The sequence below is a fragment of the Lacticaseibacillus jixiensis genome (genome assembly GCF_042847315.1).
Lineage (GTDB): Bacteria > Bacillota > Bacilli > Lactobacillales > Lactobacillaceae > Lacticaseibacillus > Lacticaseibacillus jixiensis.
This window is the reverse complement of the sequence record NZ_BAAFPR010000009.1, coordinates 98,743-121,213: the sequence shown is the minus strand read 5'-3', so window position 1 is coordinate 121,213 and position 22,471 is coordinate 98,743. Positions and strand designations below refer to the sequence as shown.

The window sequence follows — 22,471 nt, the reverse complement described above, 5'->3', positions numbered from 1 at the left end:
CTATGATGAAAACAGCCAGACGATCCGCTGTGATTGTCGCATTGGTATCGTTGTTCGTCCAGCTCTTTATCCCGGTCTCAATGGCGCTTGCTGCCAGCATGACCAACACCAAGGTTGCTGACTGGCGCAATACTTGGCACCTACATCTGTTCAATGGCTTACATTGGACGGACACCGGTATGTGGATGAAAAAGGTGGATGGCAAAGTTGCCTTCTGCGTGGAGCACGGCGTCGATCTCGATATAAGTGGCTCCGGCTACAACCCCAGCACTTACTCCGACAGTATGAAGGATCAACTAGCCAAGATTGCTTACTACGGCTACTATCAAAACCCAACCAACCGCAACTACGCCGTGACCCAGATGATTATTTGGGAAACGCTCGGCGATTCGTTGCTCACCACACCAAACAAGACCTATCAATCTGAAAAGAAAGCGATTCTCGATAAGGTTGCTGCGCATGATCGCAAGCCATCTTTCAACGGTAAGCAAATCACACTAGCAATTGGTGATTCAATCACCTTAACTGATACCAACGGACGGCTCGCTGCTTTCGCCCAGCAAACAGCGAACACTGCGAACCTCAAGATCACCAAGTCTGGCAACAAGCTCACCCTGACGGCCACTGCCCAGTCGAAAGAATCTGGTAAAGTCGCTTATGCGATTGCAAAAGCCGCTGACGTGGGCACCTCCTTCGTCTACACCAAAGGTTCTCAACAGAAGATTGTGAACTTCAAGCTCTCCAATAATGGCGAATTCAGCCTGCCAATCAAGGTCAACTTGAACGGCAATGTGAAGGCCAGGAAAGTTGATGCCGACACCAACCGAGCACTTCCTGGTGCCAAGCTCAAGTTTGAATACAATGGCACCACCGAGGAAGTCACGACTGGCACTGACGGCTATGCCGCTTTGAACGGAATCAAAGCAGGTACCAAAATCAAGATCAGCGAGGTCACTGCTCCTAACGGCTACGTCAATAAGGGCGAACTCAAAGAAATCACCATCGAACCCGGGAAGACCGTTGAAGTTGTTCTCGGCAACAAGGAGCAGCTAGGAAACGTGACCCTCGCCAAGATTGGTAAAGAGTTTGGCAGCGACATGTTTAATGCCTACTACTCATTGAACGACGCTGTCTATGGGATCTACACCAGCACCGGTACACGAGTTGGCGCGATTACCACTGACGGCAACGGCAAGGGAATCTTGCAGAACCTCAAGCTCGGTAGCTACTACGCACTGGAAGAAAAAGCTCCTGCTGGCTACGTTCTGAATACGACTAAGCTGCCATTTGAATTGAAGTATGCTGGGCAAACTTTCACGGTCACTACTGCTCACGTCGATACGGCCGATCAAGAACAACGTGGTACTGCCACCATCGAAAAAGTTGATGCCGTTACCGGTAAGCAGCCACAAGGCGCTGCCAGCCTTAACGGCGCTGTCTACGAGCTCTACCGCGCAGCCGATGACAAGCTCGTTAAGTCAGTGACGATTGCCAATAATTCAGCGTCCGTTTCCGGTTTGGAACTGGACGATTACTACTGGCAAGAAGTGAAGTCGCCGATTGGCTACATGCTTGATCCACAAAAGTACACTTTTAAGCTGGCTTACGCTGGTCAAAACGTCACGACTGCAACTGCTACCACAACGGTCAAGGAACAAGTCATTACTGGTGACCTCGACCTGATCAAGTACGGGAACTACGACTGGTCAACTCAAGGTAAAGGCACTAAGCCGGTCATGCTCAAGGACACCCAGTTCACTGTAACCAGCAAGACTACCGGTAAGGTTGTTCGTACCGGTCTCACCGATACCCAAGGCTACGTAAAGTTCACGGATCTGCCTTACGACACCTACACCGTCACTGAAACCAAGACCCCAACAGGCTACAACGGGATCAAGCCATTCACAGTCGTTGTTGACGGCACCCAAAAGTCCCAGCATTACACTATTGAAAACAAGGTGATCGAAGAAAAACTGCGTGTAGTCAAAGTCGATACCGAAACTGGTAAGACCGTGCTGCGCGCTGGTGCAATCTTCCGGATTAAGAACCTTCAAACCAACAAGTATGAAGTCCAGCCAACTGCCGGCAAGACCGGTACGACTGATAAGTTCGCGACCGACAACTCCGGCGAGTTGATTACCTCCGAAGCGCTCGGCTACGGCAAGTACCAACTCGAAGAAGTTCAAGCTCCAGAAGGCTATGTACTGGCTAAGGAACCAGCCAAGTTCACCATCGACGGCAGCCATAAGGACGGCATCGTGGTCATCAAATTCGTTGACCTCTCCCAAAAGGGTGTCGCCACCTTGACCAAGACCGGGGCTACCCCAGTCGCCGTCGAAAAGGTTGAAACTGAATACGGTGACCAGTACAAGTTCAAGTACGACTACACCGCCTTAGCGGGTGCCGAATTTGAATTTCGTGCTGCCGAAGACATCACAACGGCTGACGGCACAACTCGCGCACACAAGGGTGACGTGGTTGCTACTGGCACCACTGACGCTCAAGGGCAGATTCAGACCCCGGAGCTGTATCTTGGCAAGTACACTGCAACTGAAATCTCTGCGCCAACCGGGTTCATCATGAACCCTGATCCAATTGCTTTTGACCTCAAGTATGCCGGGCAAGCAGTGACGGTAACCGCCACCTCACTTGAAGCCAAGAACGACTTCCAGCAACTCGACATCACGCTCAATAAGCAGGAAGAAAGCATCTCGGGCTGGAAGGACAATCTCCCTGAAATCAAGAACGTCGCGGCGAACGGTCAAGTCTTCGGCTTATTCACGCAAGGCGAAACCACGATCGGCGATACTGTAATTCCATCTGAATCGCTCGTCGCCACCACGACGGTCAAAGACGGGAAGGCTGAATTTGGCGCGATCCAGTTGCCAGAAGGCTACTACTACGTCAAGGAACTTGATGCTGGTGAGAAGCACGACTTAAACACCACGATGTACGGCTTTCACTTCCACACCACCGATAACGAGAAGATCAAACACATCGACCTCAATGACAGCAAGGTGATCAACAACAAGCTCCATGAAAACGAACTGTCATTCAAGAAGATCAATGAAGTTGCCACGCTGGTTTCAGGTAAAGGCTACTCCTACGCGATAACCGGTAACGCTGCTGGTGCGATTTTTGAACTGCTCGACGCTGATAAAAAGGTCATTCAGACCATCACGGTTGGTAAGGATTCCATCGGTTCCATCAAGCACCTACCAGTCGGCACCTTCTATCTCCGAGAATCCAAGCCTTCTGCCACCAACCTTGTGCTCTCTAAGGAAACCCTCAAGCTCGTGTCTACAAAAGACGGCGTAACGGTCTTTGATAGCAAGGATAAGCAGATTGGCGAGACAAAAGCTGATACCAAGAAACCAACTATCGCCTTTGAACTGACCAACGACTTGATCAAGGGCACGGGCGAACTGACCAAGACCGACGTTTCTACTGGGAAGCGGCTGCCAAACACCAGCATCCGCATTCTGGACGAAAACGGCAAGACGGTTGTATCTGGTCGCACTGACAAGAACGGGGTCTTCTCCTTTGGCAATCTGCCTGCTGGCAAGTATAGTTTCCAAGAATACGATGCACCAAAGGGTTATGAGATTAGTGAAGCTCTCGTGCCTTTCGAGATCACTAAAGACGGTGAAATCGTGAAAGCAGTCATGACCGACAAGCAAACACCTAAGCCTGGTCTGCCACAAACCGGTAACGCGACGTCCGGCTGGCTCATCATCATTGGTGTGGTACTGCTGCTCGGCGTCCTCGCTGCAATGGTTGTGATCGGTGGTACCAAGAAGAAAGACGGCAAGTAACATGCGTATTTCTTCTATCAATATGTACCCCGATCCTGGTGGCGACGTGCTGCTCCAAGGCGACATCGTACTGGATCATGTGCTCATCTTGAAAAACGTGAAGCTCATCGAAGGTCAGTACCGCTGGTATATCCAGTTCCCACGATACGCTGATGGTCGCACAGTTCACCCAATCTCCAAGTCATTTTACGACTACCTACTTCAACAACTAACTGAATACTATCACCAAGCCACAGCCGAGTAGCCCACCTACCCGGATTTTTTAATACGAAAGGAAGGCTACAACATGGAACTCAAATTTGTTGCACCAAATATTGAAAAGACGTTCGGCCACCTGTACTTCGGTTCGCTCAAGCGCGAACTGTCAGAAGGTGATCGCGACAATCGCAAGGTTGTCTCCCGCACTTACGAGTTGTTCTCCGACTTGCAGCGTACCGACAACATCGAGATCACCATTCCAGCGAAGAAAGGCGACAAGGCCGAAAGCATTGAAGTTGATGCGCCGGTCACCATCATCAAACCGCGCATTGCGACTGTTGGCTACCGGATTGGTGAACAAGCCTTTGTGCGCTATATCTGCAATGCCGACGATATTGTCCCAGTCAAATAAAGAAAAGAGGTACCCACATGCGTTTAGCAGAAGGCATCGTTATCGACTTAGAAGAAACCTTTGGCGTCTTGAAATTCTCCGGCCAGCGCCGCGAACGCTTCGTGCAAGACGAAGACGGCAACCGTACCGACGACGTGAAGGAACGCACCTATGACTTGAAATCCATGAAACAAGGAATGATGATCCAAATTTCCATTCCGGCTGAAGCTGGGGTCAAAGACTTCAAGTACAACCAGATTGTTACTTTGGTTGACCCAGTGATTGACACCGTGGCAAACGCGAACTTCAATCGCGTTGAAACTTCGTGGTACATGAAGGCCAAGGATCTCGTAATTGCCACCGCACCGGTCAAGCCGCAGGAGAAGCCAAACAACAATGATAAGAAATAGCTCATTGCCCCATTCGTCGCGCGCGCCGCCCACTGCGGCGGTTGCTTACCACTAACGAAAGGAGTTGATCACAAATGATGACTTCCACCTTGACCGTAGTTGGTCGCGAAGTGTTCATCGATGACTATAACGAAGAAATCGACAACGACTACCGCCTTGACCCAGACGAGATCCTGCAAGACATGGTGGAGCTCATGGAAGAAAGCCCTGAATCCTACCAACACCTGCATATCGACAGCGAACAAACCAACGACGGCATGAATAAGCTGTTCTCGTTCACTTCATACGAGGGTGAGGATGGCTTACGGCTCTCGTATCTGGGCGTCAGCGATGAATAAGGATGTGAGATCGATGAAGCCACAAAATCTTGAAATCAACGAATTCATCGAAGACTACACCAGACTTGTCAGAACGGATGGCGTTCCCCCAAGCGCTGATTTTTTACGGGAATTGGTCGCTGATGCCGCAGCACAGGCAATGGACGGTCAATTCATTATCTGGGTTGATGACAACATGATTGATGACAAGCCAAAGGAATTCATTTTCAACTTGCTTGAAGACACCGTGATTTATATGGGTGTGGATTGAATTTCGTATTATCACAAATGAAAGGAGCTCGAAAATGTCCGCAATGAATATCGACGGATTTTTGGAAGACTACCCCGCGCTAGTTGACCCTGATTTCCACGACCCTAGCCCGGAAGCTTTGATCGACATGGTGCTGATGGCTGCCGAACAGGCAACTGCTGGCGAACCGTTTTCCATTTGGGTAGACGGCGAATGTACCCGCGATCACGAATCCAAAGAATTCAGCTTTAATATCGACACCAAAGACCGACAACCCGCTATCAAATACATTGGCGTCAAGTAACGCCCAAAGGAGAAAACTATGAACGATCAAGTAACTCTCGTCAACTTGGACGACTTTCAACTTCACTACGAACGCATTGCTGACTTTGACAACGGTGCATCACCCACTGGTGACGTCATCATCAACTTAATCAACGCGGCTAATCACGCGGTTCAAGCTGGTATGAATGCTTGTGATTTAATTTTAGCCAACGAGCAATGTGCGAAACCCGAAGCCTATCTCCAAGGCGCGCGCTTTAGTTTCAACGTTTCAAGTAGCCCACTTGGTCTTGTAATTGGCTACGACGGCGTAAATATTGACGAATGAAAATCACGTATCGCGGTACACGGGTCTATCCGCGTCAACGCAACCTGCTTTACAACACTGCGATGACCATTGTGGTTAGCTTGTGGGTAATTGGGGCTGTGATTGCCTATTGGCCGCTGCTAAGACAAATCAACTGGAAATTCTTTAGTTGGCCGGACGTGGTGGCCTTGCCTTGGTCATGGCTGCCGCTGGTTATTAACAGTTTATGCACGGCACTACTCTTTGGCGTTGGTCTGTGGGCTTATCGAACTTGGTTTGCGGATTCCTACAAGCAGATGGAACACCGCCAAAAGCTCGCCCGCATGATCATGGAGAACAAGTGGTACCAAACTGACCAGTCCAACAGCGAGAGTTTCTTCAAGGACTTAGGCTCAACGCGCACCAAAGAGAAGATCTCGCACTTTCCAAAAATCTATTACCAGCTCAAGGATGGGCTGATTCACGTTTCCGTTGAAATCGTCATGTCTTCCTATCAAGACCAGCTCCTGCACTTGGAAAAGAAGCTAGAGGCTGGTCTTTACTGTGAGCTGGTCGACAAGATCCTGCACGATTCTTATGTCGAGTACACCTTGCTTTACGACACGATCGGCAAGCGTATCACCATCGCTGACGTGACCTGTGAACATGGCTCCATGCAGCTCATGGCAACTGTGGCTTGGCACTATGACGCGCTGCCCCACATGCTGATCGCTGGTGGCACTGGTGGTGGTAAGACCTACTTCATTCTGACGCTGATTGAAGCGTTGCTGAAAGACGGTGCCCAGCTCACTATTCTTGACCCGAAAAATGCTGACCTCGCCGATTTAGCTGACGTGATGCCAGGGGTCTATTCCAAGAAGGAAGCCATGCTGGGTGCACTTGAAACCTTCTATCAGGACATGATGGCACGTAATGACGAGATGAAACAAATGAACGGGTACAAGACCGGCGAGAACTACGCCTATCTTGGACTACCCGCCCATTTTCTGATTTTTGATGAATATGTCGCCTTTATGGATATGCTTGGTCGCGATGCCATGCAAGTCATGTCCAAGCTCAAACAGATTGTCATGCTTGGCCGTCAAGCCGGCTTCTTCCTCGTGTTGGCTTGCCAACGGCCTGACGCAAAATATTTAGGCGACGGGATAAGAGATCAGTTCATGTTCCGCGTTGCGCTTGGGCGCATGAGCGAGCTGGGCTATTCCATGATGTTTGGTGAAACCAACAAGGACTTCTTCCAAAAGCCAATCAAGGGACGCGGCTACGTGGACACTGGCGGTAGCGTGATCTCTGAATTTTACACACCACTAGTGCCGCGCGGCTATGATTTCCTCACCGAAATTGGTGCCGCAGCCAATACCGTACCCGCAACCCCAACAGAACAGGAGGTGCCAAATGAGCACTGATGTCAAAATCGAAAACCGCACGCAATTCCTTAACGACTTTCACGAGAACGTGCCTTTCCAGTCTGATGAAGACGCGGAAGACCAACTCGAATGGATGGCAATGCACGCCCGCGAGTACCCGGATTCACGAATCTGGATGGGCGCTCCCGGCGGCCTGACCGTTGATCGCTTTCCGAAGCGCTTTTGGTTCAACGTCACTACTGGCGACGACGGTGGCTTGATCATGACTTACACCAACGTCGCAGATGAAGGTGATGAAGAATGATTACCCCACATTTTAGAAATAAGATGCAGTTTACAGAAGACTACGCCAATACAATCAAAGCTGGGACAATGAGTGATGCCGAAGACGCCTTGATGGAGCTTTGCGATTACATCGAGCCGTGGGAAGATGGCGATCACTGGATGGAGCTTACCGCTGACCGTACCGTATCGGGCAAACCCGTGTACTTCTGGTTCACGGCCGATATTTCTGGCAACAGCATGGTTCTCACTTACCATGACTGGGCGCACCATTACTAATCAGCTTCATGCCGTCACCAAAACAAAGCCTTTGAAAGGAGCAAGTCAATGACTATCCAATCTGTTCAGCAAGGCTGCACCCTGCCGCCACGCGCGGCGTGCAGCGCGAAAGCCGCAAGCGTGAGTGGCAGCGGTCGGCGCCAGCCGACCGCTTACCCCCAGTACTCTAACAGGGGGGTATTAAATACAACGTCTGTGCCTGAGCACGGGGTAGAAAGGTTGATATGACGGCGTTCATATAAAAATTAGCAAATTGTGGATGGCACCTCCAATCCACAATTTTTATTTATCAAGAAGGGAGTGAGCCATTCGTACATGGAAGAATGGACAGATACAATCAGGTCACGCCGAAAACGACTGGGACTGACCCAAGTACAGGTTGCCCGCCGGCTAGGTGTGACCTCGCATCATTTTAGCCAAATTGAAAGCGGCCGGACTAACCCTAGTGCGTCGCTGCAAATGGAAATCGACCGGCTGCTCAAGAACTGGAAAGATGAACCGGAACTAACGCTGATGTTTGACTACATGCGCGTGCGATTCCCGACCCATGACGCCAAGGCCGTGATCACCAAGATTCTCGGCTTGACCCCAGAGCACCTGATATTTGAGGAACATGGCTTCTACGGCTATTCGGCCATGTATATCTTTTCCAACATTCAGGTCATGGTGGCACCGGTTGACTCCAACCTCGGCACATTGGTTGAGATGAAAGGCCAAGGCTGCCGCGAGTTTGAAGGCATTCTGCTTAGCCACGGTGAGAACTGGTACGACTACTTCCTTCGGGTCGATGAAGCTGGTGGCATTTTCAAACGAGTTGATATTGCGATTAACGACATGGTTGGCCTGCTGAATATCCCCGAACTGGTCGATAAGTGTCTGAACAACGAGTGCATCTCCGTCATGCGATCGTTCCAAGGGCTGCAATCAGGAAAGCTCGTGGATCTCGACGAGGTTGGCCGAGGCAATACCCTGTACGTCGGCACGATGAAAAGCGACGTGTATTTCTGCATCTACGAAAAGGCTGCTGAACAAGCGGCCAAGCGCGGCATCTCGATTGCCGATACCCCAATCATCAACCGATTTGAGATTCGTTTGAAAAACGAGCGGGCAATTAAGGCGATTGAGAACATGCTGATAACCCGTGACGCTGAAAAGGTTGCGTTTGGTATCATCACCCGCTATATGCGCTTCGTGGATGAAGTCCCGGACAAAAGCCGCTTGAAGTGGCCGGTCAACGAACGTTGGGCATACTTCCTTGGCAAAGGACGCCAGCCGATTCGCTTAACCACCGATCCCCAGCCCTTTGACCTGAACAAGACCAAGGCGTGGCTCCAAAAGCAAGTCATGCCAACGCTCAAAGTCATCAAAGAAATCGACAACTACTTTGGCACCACTGACTTGCAGCTCATGATCAAGGACGCCGAGCTGACCGACAAACACCTCAAGCTGATTGAACAACAGACTGTTGGTAGCGAAGAGCTAGGAGGTGACATGTTTGGTCAATGACGTGCTGGCTTCCCACCCGCTGCGCGGTAAAGCATTCAAGGACTGTGTGCTGAACGTGTACGTCTACAAGGCAGCACTAGTCGGTGTCGTCGAACACAAGAAGTACCGGCGCATCTGTGACATGAATAGTTTTGGCTTCACGGCACAAGACTATATCGCTTGGCGGCACCAGCAACAAGAACACCCGGGGGCGCTAATTGGCCGCGATGGACGCGCCTTAAACTACGGCAAGTTACGCCGACTGCTTTATCAGACAGCCGAAGATTCAGGCTGGCCGGTCTTCGCTACACCGGTGGAAGACCTATTTTTCGATTAACCAACTCGGTCGCGATTGACCGTGACAAAACAATCGCAATTCAAAAAGGAGTGATGGTCATAAATTCAACTAAAGGAGTATCAACGCAATCGAACTAGACGTCATCTACAATCGCGAGTGTCTGGAAGGCATGGCGGACTTACCGACATCCTCCATCGACATAATCCTGTGCGACTTGCCGTATGGCACCACAGCCAACGCTTGGGACAAGGTGATCCCGTTTGAATACCTCTGGGGTCAATACGAACGGCTCATCAAGCCCCAAGGTGCCATCGTACTCACCGCAACTGAACGGTTCTCTGCGGACCTAGTGAAATCAAACCCAGCCTTGTATCGCTACAAGTGGGTCTGGATCAAGAATACAGTTACAAACTTCGTCAATGCCAAGAACCGTCCGCTATCCCGGTTCGAGGAGATTCTCGTCTTCTCAAAATCGGGTACGGCCAACTTTGGTAACTCCCCTGACACCAAAGGCATGAATTATTTTCCTCAAGGACTGCTCCCCTATAACAAAATCGTCAACTCGCGTAAGTATGAAAATTCCAATCAGTTGCACCCGTGGAACGCACCTGACAGTTACACGCAAGAGTGGACAAACTACCCGTCTGACGTGCTCAACTACAAGTCTGATCGCACCGGCTGGCACCCGACGCAAAAGCCTGTCGATCTCTTTGCCTACCTCATCAAGACTTACACCCAGCCCGGCGAGATCGTGCTGGATAACTGTATGGGATCTGGCACCACCGCAATCGCGGCAATGGACACCGACCGCCATTTCATCGGCTATGAAATTAGCGAAGAATACTGGCGGCGTGCCCTTGATCGTATCAAGCACCACCACGCAACCCAGACCGAGCTTTTCTGATTCGTCACTCATGAACCGGTCGCTGCTGACCGCGCCAAAACAGCGGCAATCTTGAAAGGAGCCTTAGTCACAAAACTAAAAATCAAAGGATGATTATTATGAATTTCGGACAAAACTTGTTTAACTGGTTCACCTCCAACGCCCAGAGCTTGGTGCTGATGGCGATTGCCATTATCGGGGTGTACCTTGGCTTCAAGCGCGAGTTCTCCAAGCTGATCGGCTTTCTCGTTATCGCGATCATCGCTGTCGGGCTGGTGTTCAACACCGCTGGGGTCAAAGATGTGTTGCTGAATCTTTTCAACCGCGTCATGGGGGCTTAGCCGATGGACGACATCAAAGTCTTTATTGCTAATCTTGGCAAGTATAACGAGGGTGAGATTGTCGGCGCATGGTTCACGCCACCAATCAACAATGAGGAACTCGCAGAAAAGTTGGGGCTGAACGATCAGTATGAAGAATACATGGTTCAGGACTACGAAGGCCCTGTTGTCTTTAGTGAGTATTCAACGATTGGCGAGATCAATGAAGCTGCTGCAGCCGTTGAAGCGTTGAAAGGCACCGAGATTTATCCGGCCATCAAAGAGCTTATCGGCGAGTGGTACGACAACGTGATCGAACTCGCTGCCCACAAGGACGACATCGCCTGCTATCACGTCGCGAACATGGCAGAGTTGGCCGAAGAACTAGCTGATGAAGGCTGGTTCGGCGACATTCCGCCACAAGTCGAAAACTATATCGACTATGCCAAGGTCGGACGTGACCTCGAAATTGAAGGAGGTTTCGTTGAAACACCTTACGGCATCTACCAATTATTAGACTAACTCTCTGGGCTGGCGCTGCAAAAGGCGTCAGCCTTTTTATCTCACTACGAAAGGAGATCACATGAAGAAAGTCAGATCCTACACCAGCATCTGGTCGGTGGAAAAGGTGCTGTATGCCATCAATGACTTGCAACTACCGTTCCCAATTACGTTTACGCAAATGACGTGGTTCATCGTCAGTCTGTTTGCGGTCATGTTGCTGGGCGACTTGCCGCCACTATCATTCATTGACGGCGCGTTTCTCAAGTACGTCGGCATTCCGGCTGGGCTAACGTGGTTCATGAGCCAGAAGACCTTCGACAACAAGAAGCCAATGGGATTCTTGCGGTCGGTGATCAACTACGCCATTACCCCGAAGCTCACCTATGCTGGTAAACCTGTGAAGTCGCAGAAAGAGAAACAAATCGCTGCTGTGACCTACGTTTGGAGGTACCACAATGAAATTTCCAATTAAGTATATCGAAGACAATCTCGTCTGGAACGCTGACGGCGAGTGCTTTGCCTATTTTGAATTGATTCCGTACAACTACTCGTTTCTAAGCCCTGAACAGAAACAACAAGTCCATGAGAACTTCCGCCAACTGATCTCCCAGAATCGCGACGGCAAACTCCATTTATTGCAGCTTGCCACCGAGGCCAGTGTTCGGGACACTCTCGACCGCTCGAAGAAGTTGGTCAAGGGGTCGCTGAAAGACATCGCCTTCCAGCACATCGACGGCCAAGCCGAAGCATTGACCGAAAACGTCGGGGACAACCAAGTGGACTACCGCTTCTTCATCGGCTTTAAGCTGTTGCTGAACGACGCAGAGGTCACCGCTAAGTCCATCTTCAAGGATATGTCCCTAGGCATTCGGGACTTCTTCGCCGAGTTCAACACAACGTTCGCTGGTGACTTCTTCACCATGAACAACGCAGAGGTGGAACGCTACGCCAAGTCCGCTAAGTTCCTTGCCGAAAAAATTGGCCGCCGGTTCAAAGTCCGTCCGCTCGATAAGAACGACTTCGGCTACTTGTTGGAGCACTTATACGGCATGACGGGTCAAGACTACGATGACTATGACTATCACTTGCCCCGCAAGAAGTCCAAGCACGACACAATTATCAAGCGCTATGACCTGATCAAGCCAACCCGCTCACTGATTGAGCAGCACCAGCGCTCAATCAAGATCACCCACGGGCTGGATAGCAGTTACGTGACGTACCTGACGCTTTCCGACATCGTGGGTGAACTCGAATTTCCCGGCAGTGAAATCTTTTATTTCCAACAAAGCCAGTTCGATTTTCCAATCGACACCAGCTTGAACGTTGAGATCGTGACGAACAAAAAGGCTCTGACCAAGGTACGCAACAAGAAGAAAGAATTGAAAGACCTCGACGAACACGCTTATCAGTCCGGCAACGAAACGACACGTGGCGTCAGCGACGCGTTAGATTCAGTCGATGAACTTGAAAGCAACCTCGACCAAACCAAGGACGCGATGTACAAGATCAGCTATGTCATTCGCGTAGCTGGGCGATCCGAAGACGAAATGAAGCGCCGCGCTGATCAGCTACTCGACTTCTACGACAGCCTCAACATCAAGCTCGTACGACCATTCGGCGACATGCTGGGGCTGCACAGTGAGTTTATTCCAGCCTCGAAACGCTATATCAACGACTATATCCAGTACGTGACCAGCGACTTCATCGCCTCGCTAGGCTTTGGTGCGACGCAATCGCTCGGTGAAAAAGAAGGTATCTACATCGGATATAACGTAGACACTGGACGGAACGTGTACCTCCAACCAGATATTGCCGCGCAAGGTATCAAGGGTACCGTTACCAATGCCTTATCCGCCGCCTTCCTTGGTAGCTTGGGTGGTGGTAAGTCCTTCTCCAACAATCTGCTCGTCTACTACGCCGTGCTTTACGGGGCACAGGCATTGATTCTTGATCCCAAGTCGGAACGTACCGGCTGGGCGGAGAACTTAGACTTTATGGAAAACGAGATCAATATCGTCAACCTGACCAGTGAGGAACAAAACCGTGGGCTGCTTGACCCTTATATCATCTTGTCTAATTTAAAAGATTCAGAATCGTTGGCCGTTGACACCCTAACCTTCCTCACGGGGATCTCAAGCCGCGACGCCGACCGCTTCCCGACGCTGCGCAAGGCGATTCGGGCGGTGACGCAAGCACCCGAACCGGGGTTGTTGAAAGTCATTGATGAACTCCGCCGCGAAGACACGCCTATTGCGCGCAACATTGCCGATCATATCGAATCCTTCACGGACTACGATTTTGCGGCATTGTTGTTCTCTGACGGAACGGCGCGGCGGACAATCGCGCTTGACCGCAAAATCAACATCGTACAAATCGCAGACTTAGTGCTGCCGGATGCCGACAAGACGCAGGAAGAATATATCACTGCGGAAATGTTATCCGTCGCCATGCTCATGATAATCAGCACGTTTGCGATCGACTTCATTCACCAAGACCGCGCCCAGTTCAAGATTGTGGACTTGGACGAAGCTTGGGCTTTCTTGAACGTGGCACAGGGTAAGGCATTGTCCATGAAGCTAATTCGTGAAGGCCGCTCCATGAATGCCGGGGTCTACCTCGTCACTCAAAATGCGGACGACTTACTCGACGAAAAGATGAAGAACAATATAGCCCAGAAGTTTGCCTTCCGTAGTACCGACATTACGGAAATCAAGAACACGCTGAACTTCTTTGGCCTTGATGCCGAAGACGAAGGTAATCAGAACCGGCTCCGTTCACTAGACAACGGGGAGTGTTTGTTCCAAGACATCTGGGGACACGTCGGCGTGCTGCACTTCGACTATATCTTTGAGCACCTACACCACGCCTTCGACACTCGGCCACCGAAACCCGTGGAGGTGATTGCTGATGACGAAAGCTAACCGTCGGCGGCTACTGCTGTTCCTCGGTGTTGTCGCGGCATTCATGTTGGTGTTGGTACTTGCCGGTGGGCAGCCGGTACACGCAGCGGGACTGGTAGACGATCAGTCTGGCGGCTCTAACGAGTATTCCAAGTACCCGCTGTCGCACTACCAGCTCGACTACTTTGTAGATACGAGTTGGGACTGGCTCCCGTGGAACTGGGGCGATGGTATCGGCAAGTCTGTGAGCTATGGCCTGTATGCCATCACCAACTTCTTGTGGACACTTTCTGTCTACCTCTCAAACGCTGCGGGCTACCTAATTCAGCAAGCCTACTCGCTGGACTTTATCAAAGATACGTCTGACGCGATTGGGAAGAATATGCAGCTCTTGGCTGGGGTGTCAAAAGATGGCTTCACCACTGACGGCTTTTACCCGGGCTTACTCCTGATGATCACACTCGTCGTCGGTATCTATGTGGCCTACACGGGCATCATCAAGCGTGAAACCTCTAAAGCCATTTCGGCGATCGTCAACTTCGTAGTGATTTTCATCACGTCAGCCAGCTTTATCGCCTACGCACCAGATTACGTCAGCAAAATCAATGAGTTTAGTTCAGACATCAGCACCAACGCGCTCAACACTGGCTCCAAGATGATTATGGGCACTGATACAGCCACCGATAAATCAGGCGTCGACGCGATCCGTGACACTCTGTTTGAAATTCAGGTGAAGCAGCCGTGGACACTTTTGCAGTTTGGCGACAGCGACGCTGATACCGTTGGCAAGGATCGCGTAAACACGTTAATGAAAACCGACCCGTTTGGCGACAAAGGCAAAACCCGTACCGACGTGGTCAAGGCTGAAATTGAAGACAACGATAACGAGAATCTCTCGCCAACTATGACGATCAATCGCCTTGGTACCACGACCTTTGTTGTCCTGTTCAACATTGCGATCACCTTGTTTGTCTTCTTCCTGACGGCAATGATGCTGTTCAGCCAGATACTCTTTATCATCTACGCGACGTTCTTACCGGTGTCGTTCTTACTCGCTATGCTGCCGTCCTTTAACGGATTGATGAAGCAGAACATTATGAAGCTTTTTAACACCATCATGACACGAGTTGGCGTGACGCTGGTGATCACGATGGCGTTCTCGCTATCGGCAATGGTCTACGGATTATCGGCCACCTCACCGTTCTTCCTCGTGGCCTTCCTGCAAGTTACCATCTTCGCCGGTATCTGGATGAAGCTCGGCGACCTGATGGGCATGATGCAGCTACACAGCTCTGACGCCCAGCAAGGCGCACAACGCTTCTCGCGTCGTGGGAACCGCATGCTACGACAGTTCGTCGGTAGTGCCATGGGTGGCGCAATGGCCGGACGCTTCTTGTCGCGGGGCTATGGCAAGGGGCGCGGAACACCGCAGCTCCCGACAGGAACGCAACGCGAACAGACTGCGGACGCCACGAAACCGCAACAACCCAAGAAGCCACGCAGCCAACGACTGGGTGAGAAACTTGCCGATGTATCTGATGTCGGCAACAAGCTCAAGGACAAGACTAAACGCGGCCTTGATCAGGTGAAGGACGCACCAACCAACGTTTTATATGGTCTGCATCGTGGTAAGCAACTGACTAAGGAGGCCGCCGAAACTGCGAAGGACAGCTTCAAGGGGCGGCGTGAGGCCAATCAGCAGGAACGCGACAAACAGCTTGAGCAGCGGCGCAAGCAAATGCAAGAACGCAAGCTCGCGATCAAGCCTAAAGCTGATCCTGAAAAGCCAAAACCAACGGCTACCAAGCCGCCGGTTGAACCAACTCGTAAGCCAACAACTGCCACCCCTCCCAAGCCAAAGCCGGAACAAACTGATACCAGTGGGCAACCTAAGCGTGCTGCCAAGAAGCCAACATCAACTCGGCCTCCACGTCCAGCCACGAAGCCGCAAGCAGATCCCACCATCACACCACACCAAGAACCCACTCCGCCAACGGATAAAACCAAGAAACCACTGACCCTCGTTTCCGAAAAGCCAGCCAAGCCACGCAACCCAAAGCCACAGCGGATCAAAAAGGCTAAGGGGCATAAGAAGCGATGAAACTATGGCGCTGGTTAGCGCTTGCCGCACTCCCGATACTGTTGATTGGCGGTCTGTTTTTTGCGGTCGTTGCCTCTGATGACGACGAAGACCAGCCTACCTCTGCGATCACAGCCGACGCAATGAACTTATCCGCTGAAGTCTACAAGCACAAGCTGACGGTCGAAAAGTATTGCAAGGAGTTTGGCATTTCAGACCAAGTGATGGTGATACTCGCCATCATGCAGGTTGAATCTGGCGGCAAAGGCGGCGACGTGATGCAAGCTAGTGAATCGCTGGGACTGCCGGTCAATACGCTAGATACCGAAGCGTCAATCAAACAAGGCGTGAAGTATTTCGCATCGCTGCTGAAAAGTATGAAAGCTGCGGGCGTGGATCTCAACACTGCCATTCAAAGCTACAACTACGGTGGCGGCTTTATTGACTACGTTGCTAAGCACGGCAAAAAATACACGCTGGAGCTGGCAACATCTTTTGCTAAAGAAAAGTCTGGTGGTAAGAAAGTCACCTACACCAACGCAGTAGCCAAAGACGGTTGGCGCTATGCCTATGGGAATATGTACTACGTGTCGGTCATCTCGCAATACCTTGTCACTGGTGGCGCAAAGTTTGACGACAAAACGGTGCAAGCGATCATGGACGAAGCGCTCAAATATCAAGGCACGCGGTATGTGTTCGGCGGCTCAACACCGACAACAGGGTTTGATTGTTCCGGGCTGACCAGTTGGTGCTACGGCAAAGCTGGGATCAAACTCCCCCGCACCGCTCAAGCACAATACGACGCCACGGCACACCTGAACATCAAAGACGCCAAACCCGGTGACTTAGTGTTCTTCCACTCAACCTATGACACTGCCGACTATGTGACCCACGTTGGAATCTATGTCGGCGGCATGAAGATGTACAACGCAGGTGATCCGCTCGGCTACGCTGACTTGAACTCAAGCTATTGGCAAGCCCATCTGATCGGCGCTGGGCGTGTGAAGAAGTAGGTGAAGCCAATGGATCAAAACGGTATCGGTTACTTTGACTGGATGGATCTCATCACCAACACCTATGACGATGCACTGCAAAAGGCACACGTCGATCTCAAATTCGGTGACAACCGCGCACTACGCAACAAGGAACTCGACTTTGCGTCAGGCGAGTGGGAACGCATCAAGTTCTTCAAACAACGCCTGCCCAATACCGACGACTTGTGCCACGTTCTTGATCGCTTCGTTGATCGAATGCCGGAAATGGAATACGGCCACCGACGCGAGTATCGCCTCGCTGTCGCGCATGAAGTAGCCGTTGATCGATGGCTCAAAGGCAAAGTGTTAGCACCAGAAGACCGCAAGTATATCCTCAACCGCGAACGCTACTTGGCCGAAGAATACTTCAACAATGACCGTGAACTCGGTCAGTATATCGAAACCGACTATGAAGGCTACAAACGAATCTCGCTGCAACGCCTGTTCGTACGGTTTCTCGATATTTACAATGACTTTTACCGCTGCTATGAAAAAAGAAAGGACAAGGTGAACAAACCTTGAATAAAGATCAAAATCAAAAGAAAGGCTGGTTCAAGAAACAGCCAGCCGTCCCAAAGCCGCCTAAGATCAGACATCGCGGCTTGCGTCGTCCGGTCACGCTGCTTTGCTGGGCGGTATTGATCGGTAGCACCAGCTTCGGCGTCTACAAGAACATGACCGCTATCGACACCCACACGGTGCATGAAGTCCAAGTGATCAAGACCAAGGTGATCGACACGCACGCCTTGGCGACATTCACTACCGACTTCGCTAAGCTCTACTACTCGTGGCAGCCGAGCCATGAAGCCCTCGATCAGCGGCAGAAAGCCTTGCAGCCGTATCTTGTGGAACAACTGCAATCGCTGAACGCGGATACGGTGCGGAGCGATATTCCCACCACAGCCACAGTGAGTGAGGTCAAGGTCTGGGACGTGAGCAAGACAGCCAAAGACACGTTCCGCGTACTATTTACGGTGAAGCAAGACCTCACCAAGGGCAAAGACAAGAAGTCAGTGACCAGCACCTACACCATCAACGTCATGCAAAATGACAACGGCGATATGGTGGTCACCAAGAACCCAACCGTTGCTGCGGAACCAGCAACAGCTCGAATCAAGTTACCAGACACCCAATCTGATAACACGGTAGCTAGCAGCACCGCAGACGACGTAACTAAGTTTCTCAAGACGTTCTTTGCTTTGTATCCACAAAGTGACCGCAACGAACTCAAGTATTACGTCAAGGACGGCACGCGGCCTATCGAACGCAATCTCAAGTTCGTGGAACTGCTAGATCCGGTCTTTAAGCAGACTAAGCGCGGTCTGACTGTCACCTTATCAGTGAAGTATCTCGACACTGACAATGATATGAGCCAAGTCTCGCAATACACCCTGACCCTATCCAAGCAAAGCAACAATTGGTTTATCACTGACGGTATCTGACAAAAGACCCGACACGGCCTCCACGCAAGCATGCGCATGGGTCGTGCCGGGTCTTGTCGTTATTCTGCTTGCGTAGCAGTGTCACGGTCGCGGACTTTACGGGGTCTAGAATTTTTGGTGTTGGTAGTAATCAACACTGGAGATGCTAGACCCTTTTTAGATGACGGATTTACAATTCAAGTGCAACAAATTAGTCAAATAGAAAAGACTCATAGCCTGAGTCCTTGTAAAATGGAATCACCACAAGACCAACTACAAGGAGAACTCGACTATGAGTCCGTACACCCATCTTACCTTAAAAGACCGTGAATCGATACTGCTTGGTATCTCTACGGGCAAAACTCTTGATACCATCGCCAAAGAGATAGGTCGTTCCAAGAGTACAGTCAGCCGTGAAATTGCACGTAACGGCGGCTGGCGGAGCTATTCGGCAGCCACCGCTCAGGACCGCTACCGGCGGGTTTGCTTGGCTAGCAGGCGTCCTCGGATCCTCGATCGACTGGGGGCTGTCATTCGATATATCACGGTGCTACATTGGTCGCCTGAGCAGATTGCCGGTCGCTTGTCACTAGAAGGCAGTCCTATTCGCGTCAGCTATTCGACTATCTACAGAGGTATCTACCTAGATAATCTCGGCGTTCCATTGAAGAGCCATGGTGCTCGCGGGCTACCAAGGCTGCTTCGACACCGAGGCAAGACGCGCAAAATCAAAGGCACCATAAATGAACGCCGGGGGCGCTTCAATGACGTGCCATCAATTCACGACCGACCCCGGTCGGCAGAAAATCGCAGCTGGTTTGGTCACTGGGAAGGCGATACAGTACGCGGTAAAACAGGACACTCTGCATTAGTAACATTAGTTGACCGTAAATCACGCTATCTGCTTTCGAAGCGAACGGCCAACGCAAAAGCTGACACTGTTAGAGACGTCATGATTGAGCTGCTTGGTGCCTTACCAGCTAACCGAGTAAGAACAGTGACTCCTGACCGTGGAAGGGAGTTTGCCCGGTACAGGGAGCTGGCAGAACGTCTGAATACAAAGGTCTTCTTTCCTGACCCACACGCGCCTCAACAACGAGGAACTAACGAAAACACCAACGGACTGATTAGAGAATACTTTCCCAAGAACACAGACCTAGACCTTCAGAGCGACCAGGAAATTGAGACTTACATTGAACAACTGAATAATCGACCACGCAAGGTCTTAGGCTGGAAGACGCCATCAGAAGTCTTCATGGGTAAAAAGTTGCACTTGAGTTGACAATTCGTCAAGCTTAAAGAAGCCGGAAACAAATTGAACGAAGCATCTTCACTCACACCAGAAGAAAAGGAGGAACGCAAACAAGCCAAAATAGCCCTAAAAGCAGAAGTCATTTTGGAGGAACCCATCAAGTTTGTGAGCGGCCACGAACTTGTTGGCGCTTCTGGATTCGGCAGCAGAATTTACCAATTAAAAGATAATACCGTTATTTTCGGGCTTAACAATCCGGACCACTTTTGGATAACAGGCATAGAATTTGCAGGACTAAGGTATAATGAGATTCAAACTACCAAAAGCAAATCAGATACCAAGGGCAAATCCAAAACCAAAAAGCATCAACATGGATTTGGTGGAGCTGTAATAGGGACAATTCTTGCCCCAGGTGTCGGCACTGTTGCTGGGGCTATCGTTGGCAGCCATTCTGGAAAAGACAAAACAAAGGGAAGCAGCTCCACTATTGGCGAAGCGTCAACAATCACTTCTCGGATTGAGGACGACTCGTCTACTATTGTCAAGCTTACAAATGCTGCCACTGGTGAAAACGTTCAAATTATTCTTTTAACAAAAACTAGAGATTACCAGAGGCTGATGTCTTTTCATGTAAATATGGAAGTTATCAACAAGGACGATAGCGATGACCAAAGTGAATCGTCATCTCGTACGTCGGCGAATTCAAAAACCGATACATCGTCCTCGAGCCCTGTTGAGGAAATTCGAAAATATAAGCAGTTATTGGATGATGGTATTATCACTGCTGAGGAATTTTCCACAAAAAAGAAGCAGCTATTAGGGTTATAACCTGTAAAATCACTTTCTGTGACTCAAAATCAGTCCAAATACTGACGACTATAAAAGCTGAATATTTTGGAGGCATTATATATTGAAAACAACAAAATTAGTTGTTGGGATTTTGCAGATTGTTTTGTCCTTGTTTATCTTGCTACAATCATGCGCCGTGGGTGTTGGTAATGCTATTGATAAGTCAAAGGACGTGGGTGGAAGTGCTGGCTTTGTGGTAGCAATCCTGTTCATCGCTTCTGGAATTATTTATATTGCCACTCGCAAATCAGAAAAGCTTGGTGGTGACATTGCCGGTCTTGTCTTGATGATCATTTCATGGTTATTCGCGATCAGCAACGCGCATGTATATTCAGACTTGCAAATCTGGGGTTGGGTTTCATTCGTCATTGGTGTTGGCTTCTTCGTTTGGCACTTTATTGCACTACGTAAACAAGCAACTAAGTAATAATCGAAGCCCCTACTTGGGGCTTTTATTGGACTTGAATTTACAATTGAAGTGGAACACTAAGAAAAAAGACTGACCCACTAGGAGACAGCGTAGAATGTTGTTTGTCGAGAACATCATCTTACGGAGGTTTCCTAATGAGCCATTACAACCAGCTTACAGCTATTGAACGCGGTCGTATAGAGTCTTTTATTCAACTTGGACTATCTTTTCACGAAATAGCGACGCGCTTAAATCGTAGTGTTAGCACAATCTCCAGAGAAATCCATCGCTGTATCAAGGAATACAAGGCTTTAGCGGCACAGAAAGATTATCTCAAGAGGCGTAAGGCTTGTCGCCGTCCACGTATTTTTGAGAACGCTGAGCTACGACGTGCTGTTATTAATGCCATCCAAGATCATTGGTCCCCAGAACAAATCGTTGGAAACTACCAACGTGCCAATGGATCTAGCCCATTTAGTTTCATCACAATCTACCGAGAAATACATCGAAATAACCTTGGTATGCCTAAAAGTCACGGCGCAAGAGGAATTGCACGTAAATTGCACCACCGAGGTAAAACAAGACATAAGAAAGGCTACGTCGAGAAACGAGGCAAGATTCCGATTTCACACAAGCTGATTGAGAGACCCTCAGCAGCTAATATACGTTCTCGCATTGGTGACTGGGAGCTTGATACTGTCGTTGGCCGGGACGGTGGTGACGTTCTGGTCACTATGATTGACCGACGTAGCCGATTGTTATTAGCGCAAAGAGCCACAGGTAGGAAGGCTTTGCCCGTGCTTGAAACATTGAAAGCAATGTTCGCAAAGATCCCACATGAAATTCTGCATACAGTCACTCCTGATCGAGGAAAAGAGTTTGGACGGCATGGAGAGCTCACGGACCAGTATCAAGTGGAATTCTACTTTCCCAATCCCCACGCACCTTGGGCTAGAGGAAGCAACGAAAATACAAATGGATTGATCAGGGAATATATTCCCAAGGGAACAGACATCGCTACGATCACAGACGAAGAAATCAACCGAATGGTGTGGCAAATCAATACCCGGCCGCGCAAGATGTTCGGATGGAAATCTTCACTGGAAGTCTTCTGGTCAGAGATGTTCCACTTAGCTTT

The 22,471-nt window shown here is 50.1% G+C and carries 25 protein-coding genes and 1 pseudogene; all 26 read left to right on the top strand.

Going from position 1 to position 22,471, the window contains the following annotated elements; translation table 11 throughout:
- Positions 1–5 precede the first annotated feature (5 nt).
- On the top strand, positions 6–3,815 hold the full coding sequence (locus ACGG90_RS07920; protein ID WP_390408046.1) for a SpaA isopeptide-forming pilin-related protein: 3,810 nt from the start codon (positions 6–8) through the stop codon (positions 3,813–3,815).
- Between the two features lies 1 nt (position 3,816).
- Positions 3,817–4,059 (top strand): hypothetical protein, encoded by a 243-nt coding sequence (locus ACGG90_RS07915; protein WP_045137143.1) that lies wholly within the window; start codon positions 3,817–3,819, stop codon positions 4,057–4,059.
- A gap of 42 nt (positions 4,060–4,101) precedes the next feature.
- Positions 4,102–4,425 carry a DUF961 family protein gene (locus ACGG90_RS07910; RefSeq protein WP_003606404.1) on the top strand — a complete coding sequence of 108 codons (324 nt, stop codon included), beginning with the start codon at positions 4,102–4,104 and terminating at the stop codon, positions 4,423–4,425.
- A gap of 17 nt (positions 4,426–4,442) precedes the next feature.
- Positions 4,443–4,814, top strand: coding sequence for a YdcP family protein (locus tag ACGG90_RS07905; protein WP_390407982.1), 372 nt, complete (start codon positions 4,443–4,445; stop codon positions 4,812–4,814).
- Positions 4,815–4,888: 74 nt separating this feature from the next.
- Entirely contained in the window at positions 4,889–5,152 is a 264-nt protein-coding gene (locus ACGG90_RS07900) for a hypothetical protein (RefSeq protein ID WP_003606402.1), read from the top strand.
- Between the two features lie 13 nt (positions 5,153–5,165).
- Positions 5,166–5,402 carry a hypothetical protein gene (locus ACGG90_RS07895; RefSeq protein ID WP_025012576.1) on the top strand — a complete coding sequence of 79 codons (237 nt, stop codon included), beginning with the start codon at positions 5,166–5,168 and terminating at the stop codon, positions 5,400–5,402.
- A gap of 34 nt (positions 5,403–5,436) precedes the next feature.
- Complete coding sequence (locus ACGG90_RS07890; protein WP_390407979.1) at positions 5,437–5,685, top strand: hypothetical protein; 249 nt, start codon at positions 5,437–5,439, stop codon at positions 5,683–5,685.
- An 18-nt stretch (positions 5,686–5,703) separates the two neighbouring features.
- Positions 5,704–5,991 (top strand): hypothetical protein, encoded by a 288-nt coding sequence (locus ACGG90_RS07885; protein ID WP_390407977.1) that lies wholly within the window; start codon positions 5,704–5,706, stop codon positions 5,989–5,991.
- Positions 5,988–7,376, top strand: coding sequence for an FtsK/SpoIIIE domain-containing protein (locus ACGG90_RS07880; RefSeq protein WP_390407974.1), 1,389 nt, complete (start codon positions 5,988–5,990; stop codon positions 7,374–7,376). The genes ACGG90_RS07885 and ACGG90_RS07880 overlap by 4 nt, the downstream gene beginning before the upstream one ends.
- Positions 7,366–7,641 carry a hypothetical protein gene (locus tag ACGG90_RS07875; protein ID WP_390407971.1) on the top strand — a complete coding sequence of 92 codons (276 nt, stop codon included), beginning with the start codon at positions 7,366–7,368 and terminating at the stop codon, positions 7,639–7,641. Before ACGG90_RS07880 ends, ACGG90_RS07875 begins: the two co-directional genes overlap by 11 nt.
- A complete protein-coding gene (locus ACGG90_RS07870) occupies positions 7,638–7,898 on the top strand; it encodes a hypothetical protein (protein ID WP_390407968.1) in 261 nt (86 codons plus the stop codon). The genes ACGG90_RS07875 and ACGG90_RS07870 overlap by 4 nt, the downstream gene beginning before the upstream one ends.
- 315 nt (positions 7,899–8,213) lie before the next feature.
- Entirely contained in the window at positions 8,214–9,404 is a 1,191-nt protein-coding gene (locus ACGG90_RS07865; protein ID WP_265906431.1) for an XRE family transcriptional regulator, read from the top strand.
- Complete coding sequence (locus ACGG90_RS07860) at positions 9,394–9,720, top strand: hypothetical protein (RefSeq protein ID WP_265906416.1); 327 nt, start codon at positions 9,394–9,396, stop codon at positions 9,718–9,720. The genes ACGG90_RS07865 and ACGG90_RS07860 overlap by 11 nt, the downstream gene beginning before the upstream one ends.
- A gap of 130 nt (positions 9,721–9,850) precedes the next feature.
- A complete protein-coding gene (locus ACGG90_RS07855) occupies positions 9,851–10,585 on the top strand; it encodes a DNA-methyltransferase (protein ID WP_265906415.1) in 735 nt (244 codons plus the stop codon).
- Positions 10,586–10,683: 98 nt separating this feature from the next.
- The gene (locus tag ACGG90_RS07850) at positions 10,684–10,905 is read left to right on the top strand and encodes a hypothetical protein (RefSeq protein ID WP_003606383.1); all 222 of its coding nucleotides are present in this window, start codon (positions 10,684–10,686) and stop codon (positions 10,903–10,905) included.
- 3 nt (positions 10,906–10,908) lie between these two features.
- Positions 10,909–11,406 carry an antirestriction protein ArdA gene (locus tag ACGG90_RS07845; protein ID WP_057821181.1) on the top strand — a complete coding sequence of 166 codons (498 nt, stop codon included), beginning with the start codon at positions 10,909–10,911 and terminating at the stop codon, positions 11,404–11,406.
- A 61-nt stretch (positions 11,407–11,467) separates the two neighbouring features.
- Complete coding sequence (locus ACGG90_RS07840; protein WP_265906414.1) at positions 11,468–11,860, top strand: conjugal transfer protein; 393 nt, start codon at positions 11,468–11,470, stop codon at positions 11,858–11,860.
- Positions 11,844–14,309, top strand: a complete 2,466-nt coding sequence (gene tcpF, locus ACGG90_RS07835) for a conjugal transfer ATPase TcpF (protein ID WP_390407963.1) — start codon at positions 11,844–11,846, stop codon at positions 14,307–14,309. The genes ACGG90_RS07840 and tcpF overlap by 17 nt, the downstream gene beginning before the upstream one ends.
- Complete coding sequence (locus ACGG90_RS07830; RefSeq protein WP_390407961.1) at positions 14,296–16,389, top strand: CD3337/EF1877 family mobilome membrane protein; 2,094 nt, start codon at positions 14,296–14,298, stop codon at positions 16,387–16,389. The genes tcpF and ACGG90_RS07830 overlap by 14 nt, the downstream gene beginning before the upstream one ends.
- Positions 16,386–17,381: a bifunctional lytic transglycosylase/C40 family peptidase gene (locus ACGG90_RS07825; RefSeq protein WP_390407959.1), complete on the top strand. Its 996-nt coding sequence runs from the start codon at positions 16,386–16,388 to the stop codon at positions 17,379–17,381. Before ACGG90_RS07830 ends, ACGG90_RS07825 begins: the two co-directional genes overlap by 4 nt.
- 9 nt (positions 17,382–17,390) lie before the next feature.
- Positions 17,391–17,924: a hypothetical protein gene (locus ACGG90_RS07820; RefSeq protein WP_390407956.1), complete on the top strand. Its 534-nt coding sequence runs from the start codon at positions 17,391–17,393 to the stop codon at positions 17,922–17,924.
- Complete coding sequence (locus ACGG90_RS07815) at positions 17,921–18,844, top strand: conjugal transfer protein (RefSeq protein ID WP_274784926.1); 924 nt, start codon at positions 17,921–17,923, stop codon at positions 18,842–18,844. Before ACGG90_RS07820 ends, ACGG90_RS07815 begins: the two co-directional genes overlap by 4 nt.
- A 271-nt stretch (positions 18,845–19,115) precedes the next feature.
- Positions 19,116–20,105, top strand: a complete 990-nt coding sequence (locus tag ACGG90_RS07810) for an IS30 family transposase (protein ID WP_390407955.1) — start codon at positions 19,116–19,118, stop codon at positions 20,103–20,105.
- Positions 20,106–20,138: 33 nt separating this feature from the next.
- Entirely contained in the window at positions 20,139–20,903 is a 765-nt protein-coding gene (locus tag ACGG90_RS07805) for an SHOCT domain-containing protein (protein ID WP_265906407.1), read from the top strand.
- A gap of 82 nt (positions 20,904–20,985) precedes the next feature.
- Complete coding sequence (locus ACGG90_RS07800; RefSeq protein ID WP_265906406.1) at positions 20,986–21,351, top strand: hypothetical protein; 366 nt, start codon at positions 20,986–20,988, stop codon at positions 21,349–21,351.
- A 137-nt stretch (positions 21,352–21,488) separates the two neighbouring features.
- Positions 21,489–22,466 (top strand): annotated as a pseudogene (locus ACGG90_RS07795) (IS30 family transposase); the annotation flags it as partial.
- Positions 22,467–22,471: the final 5 nt, after the last annotated feature.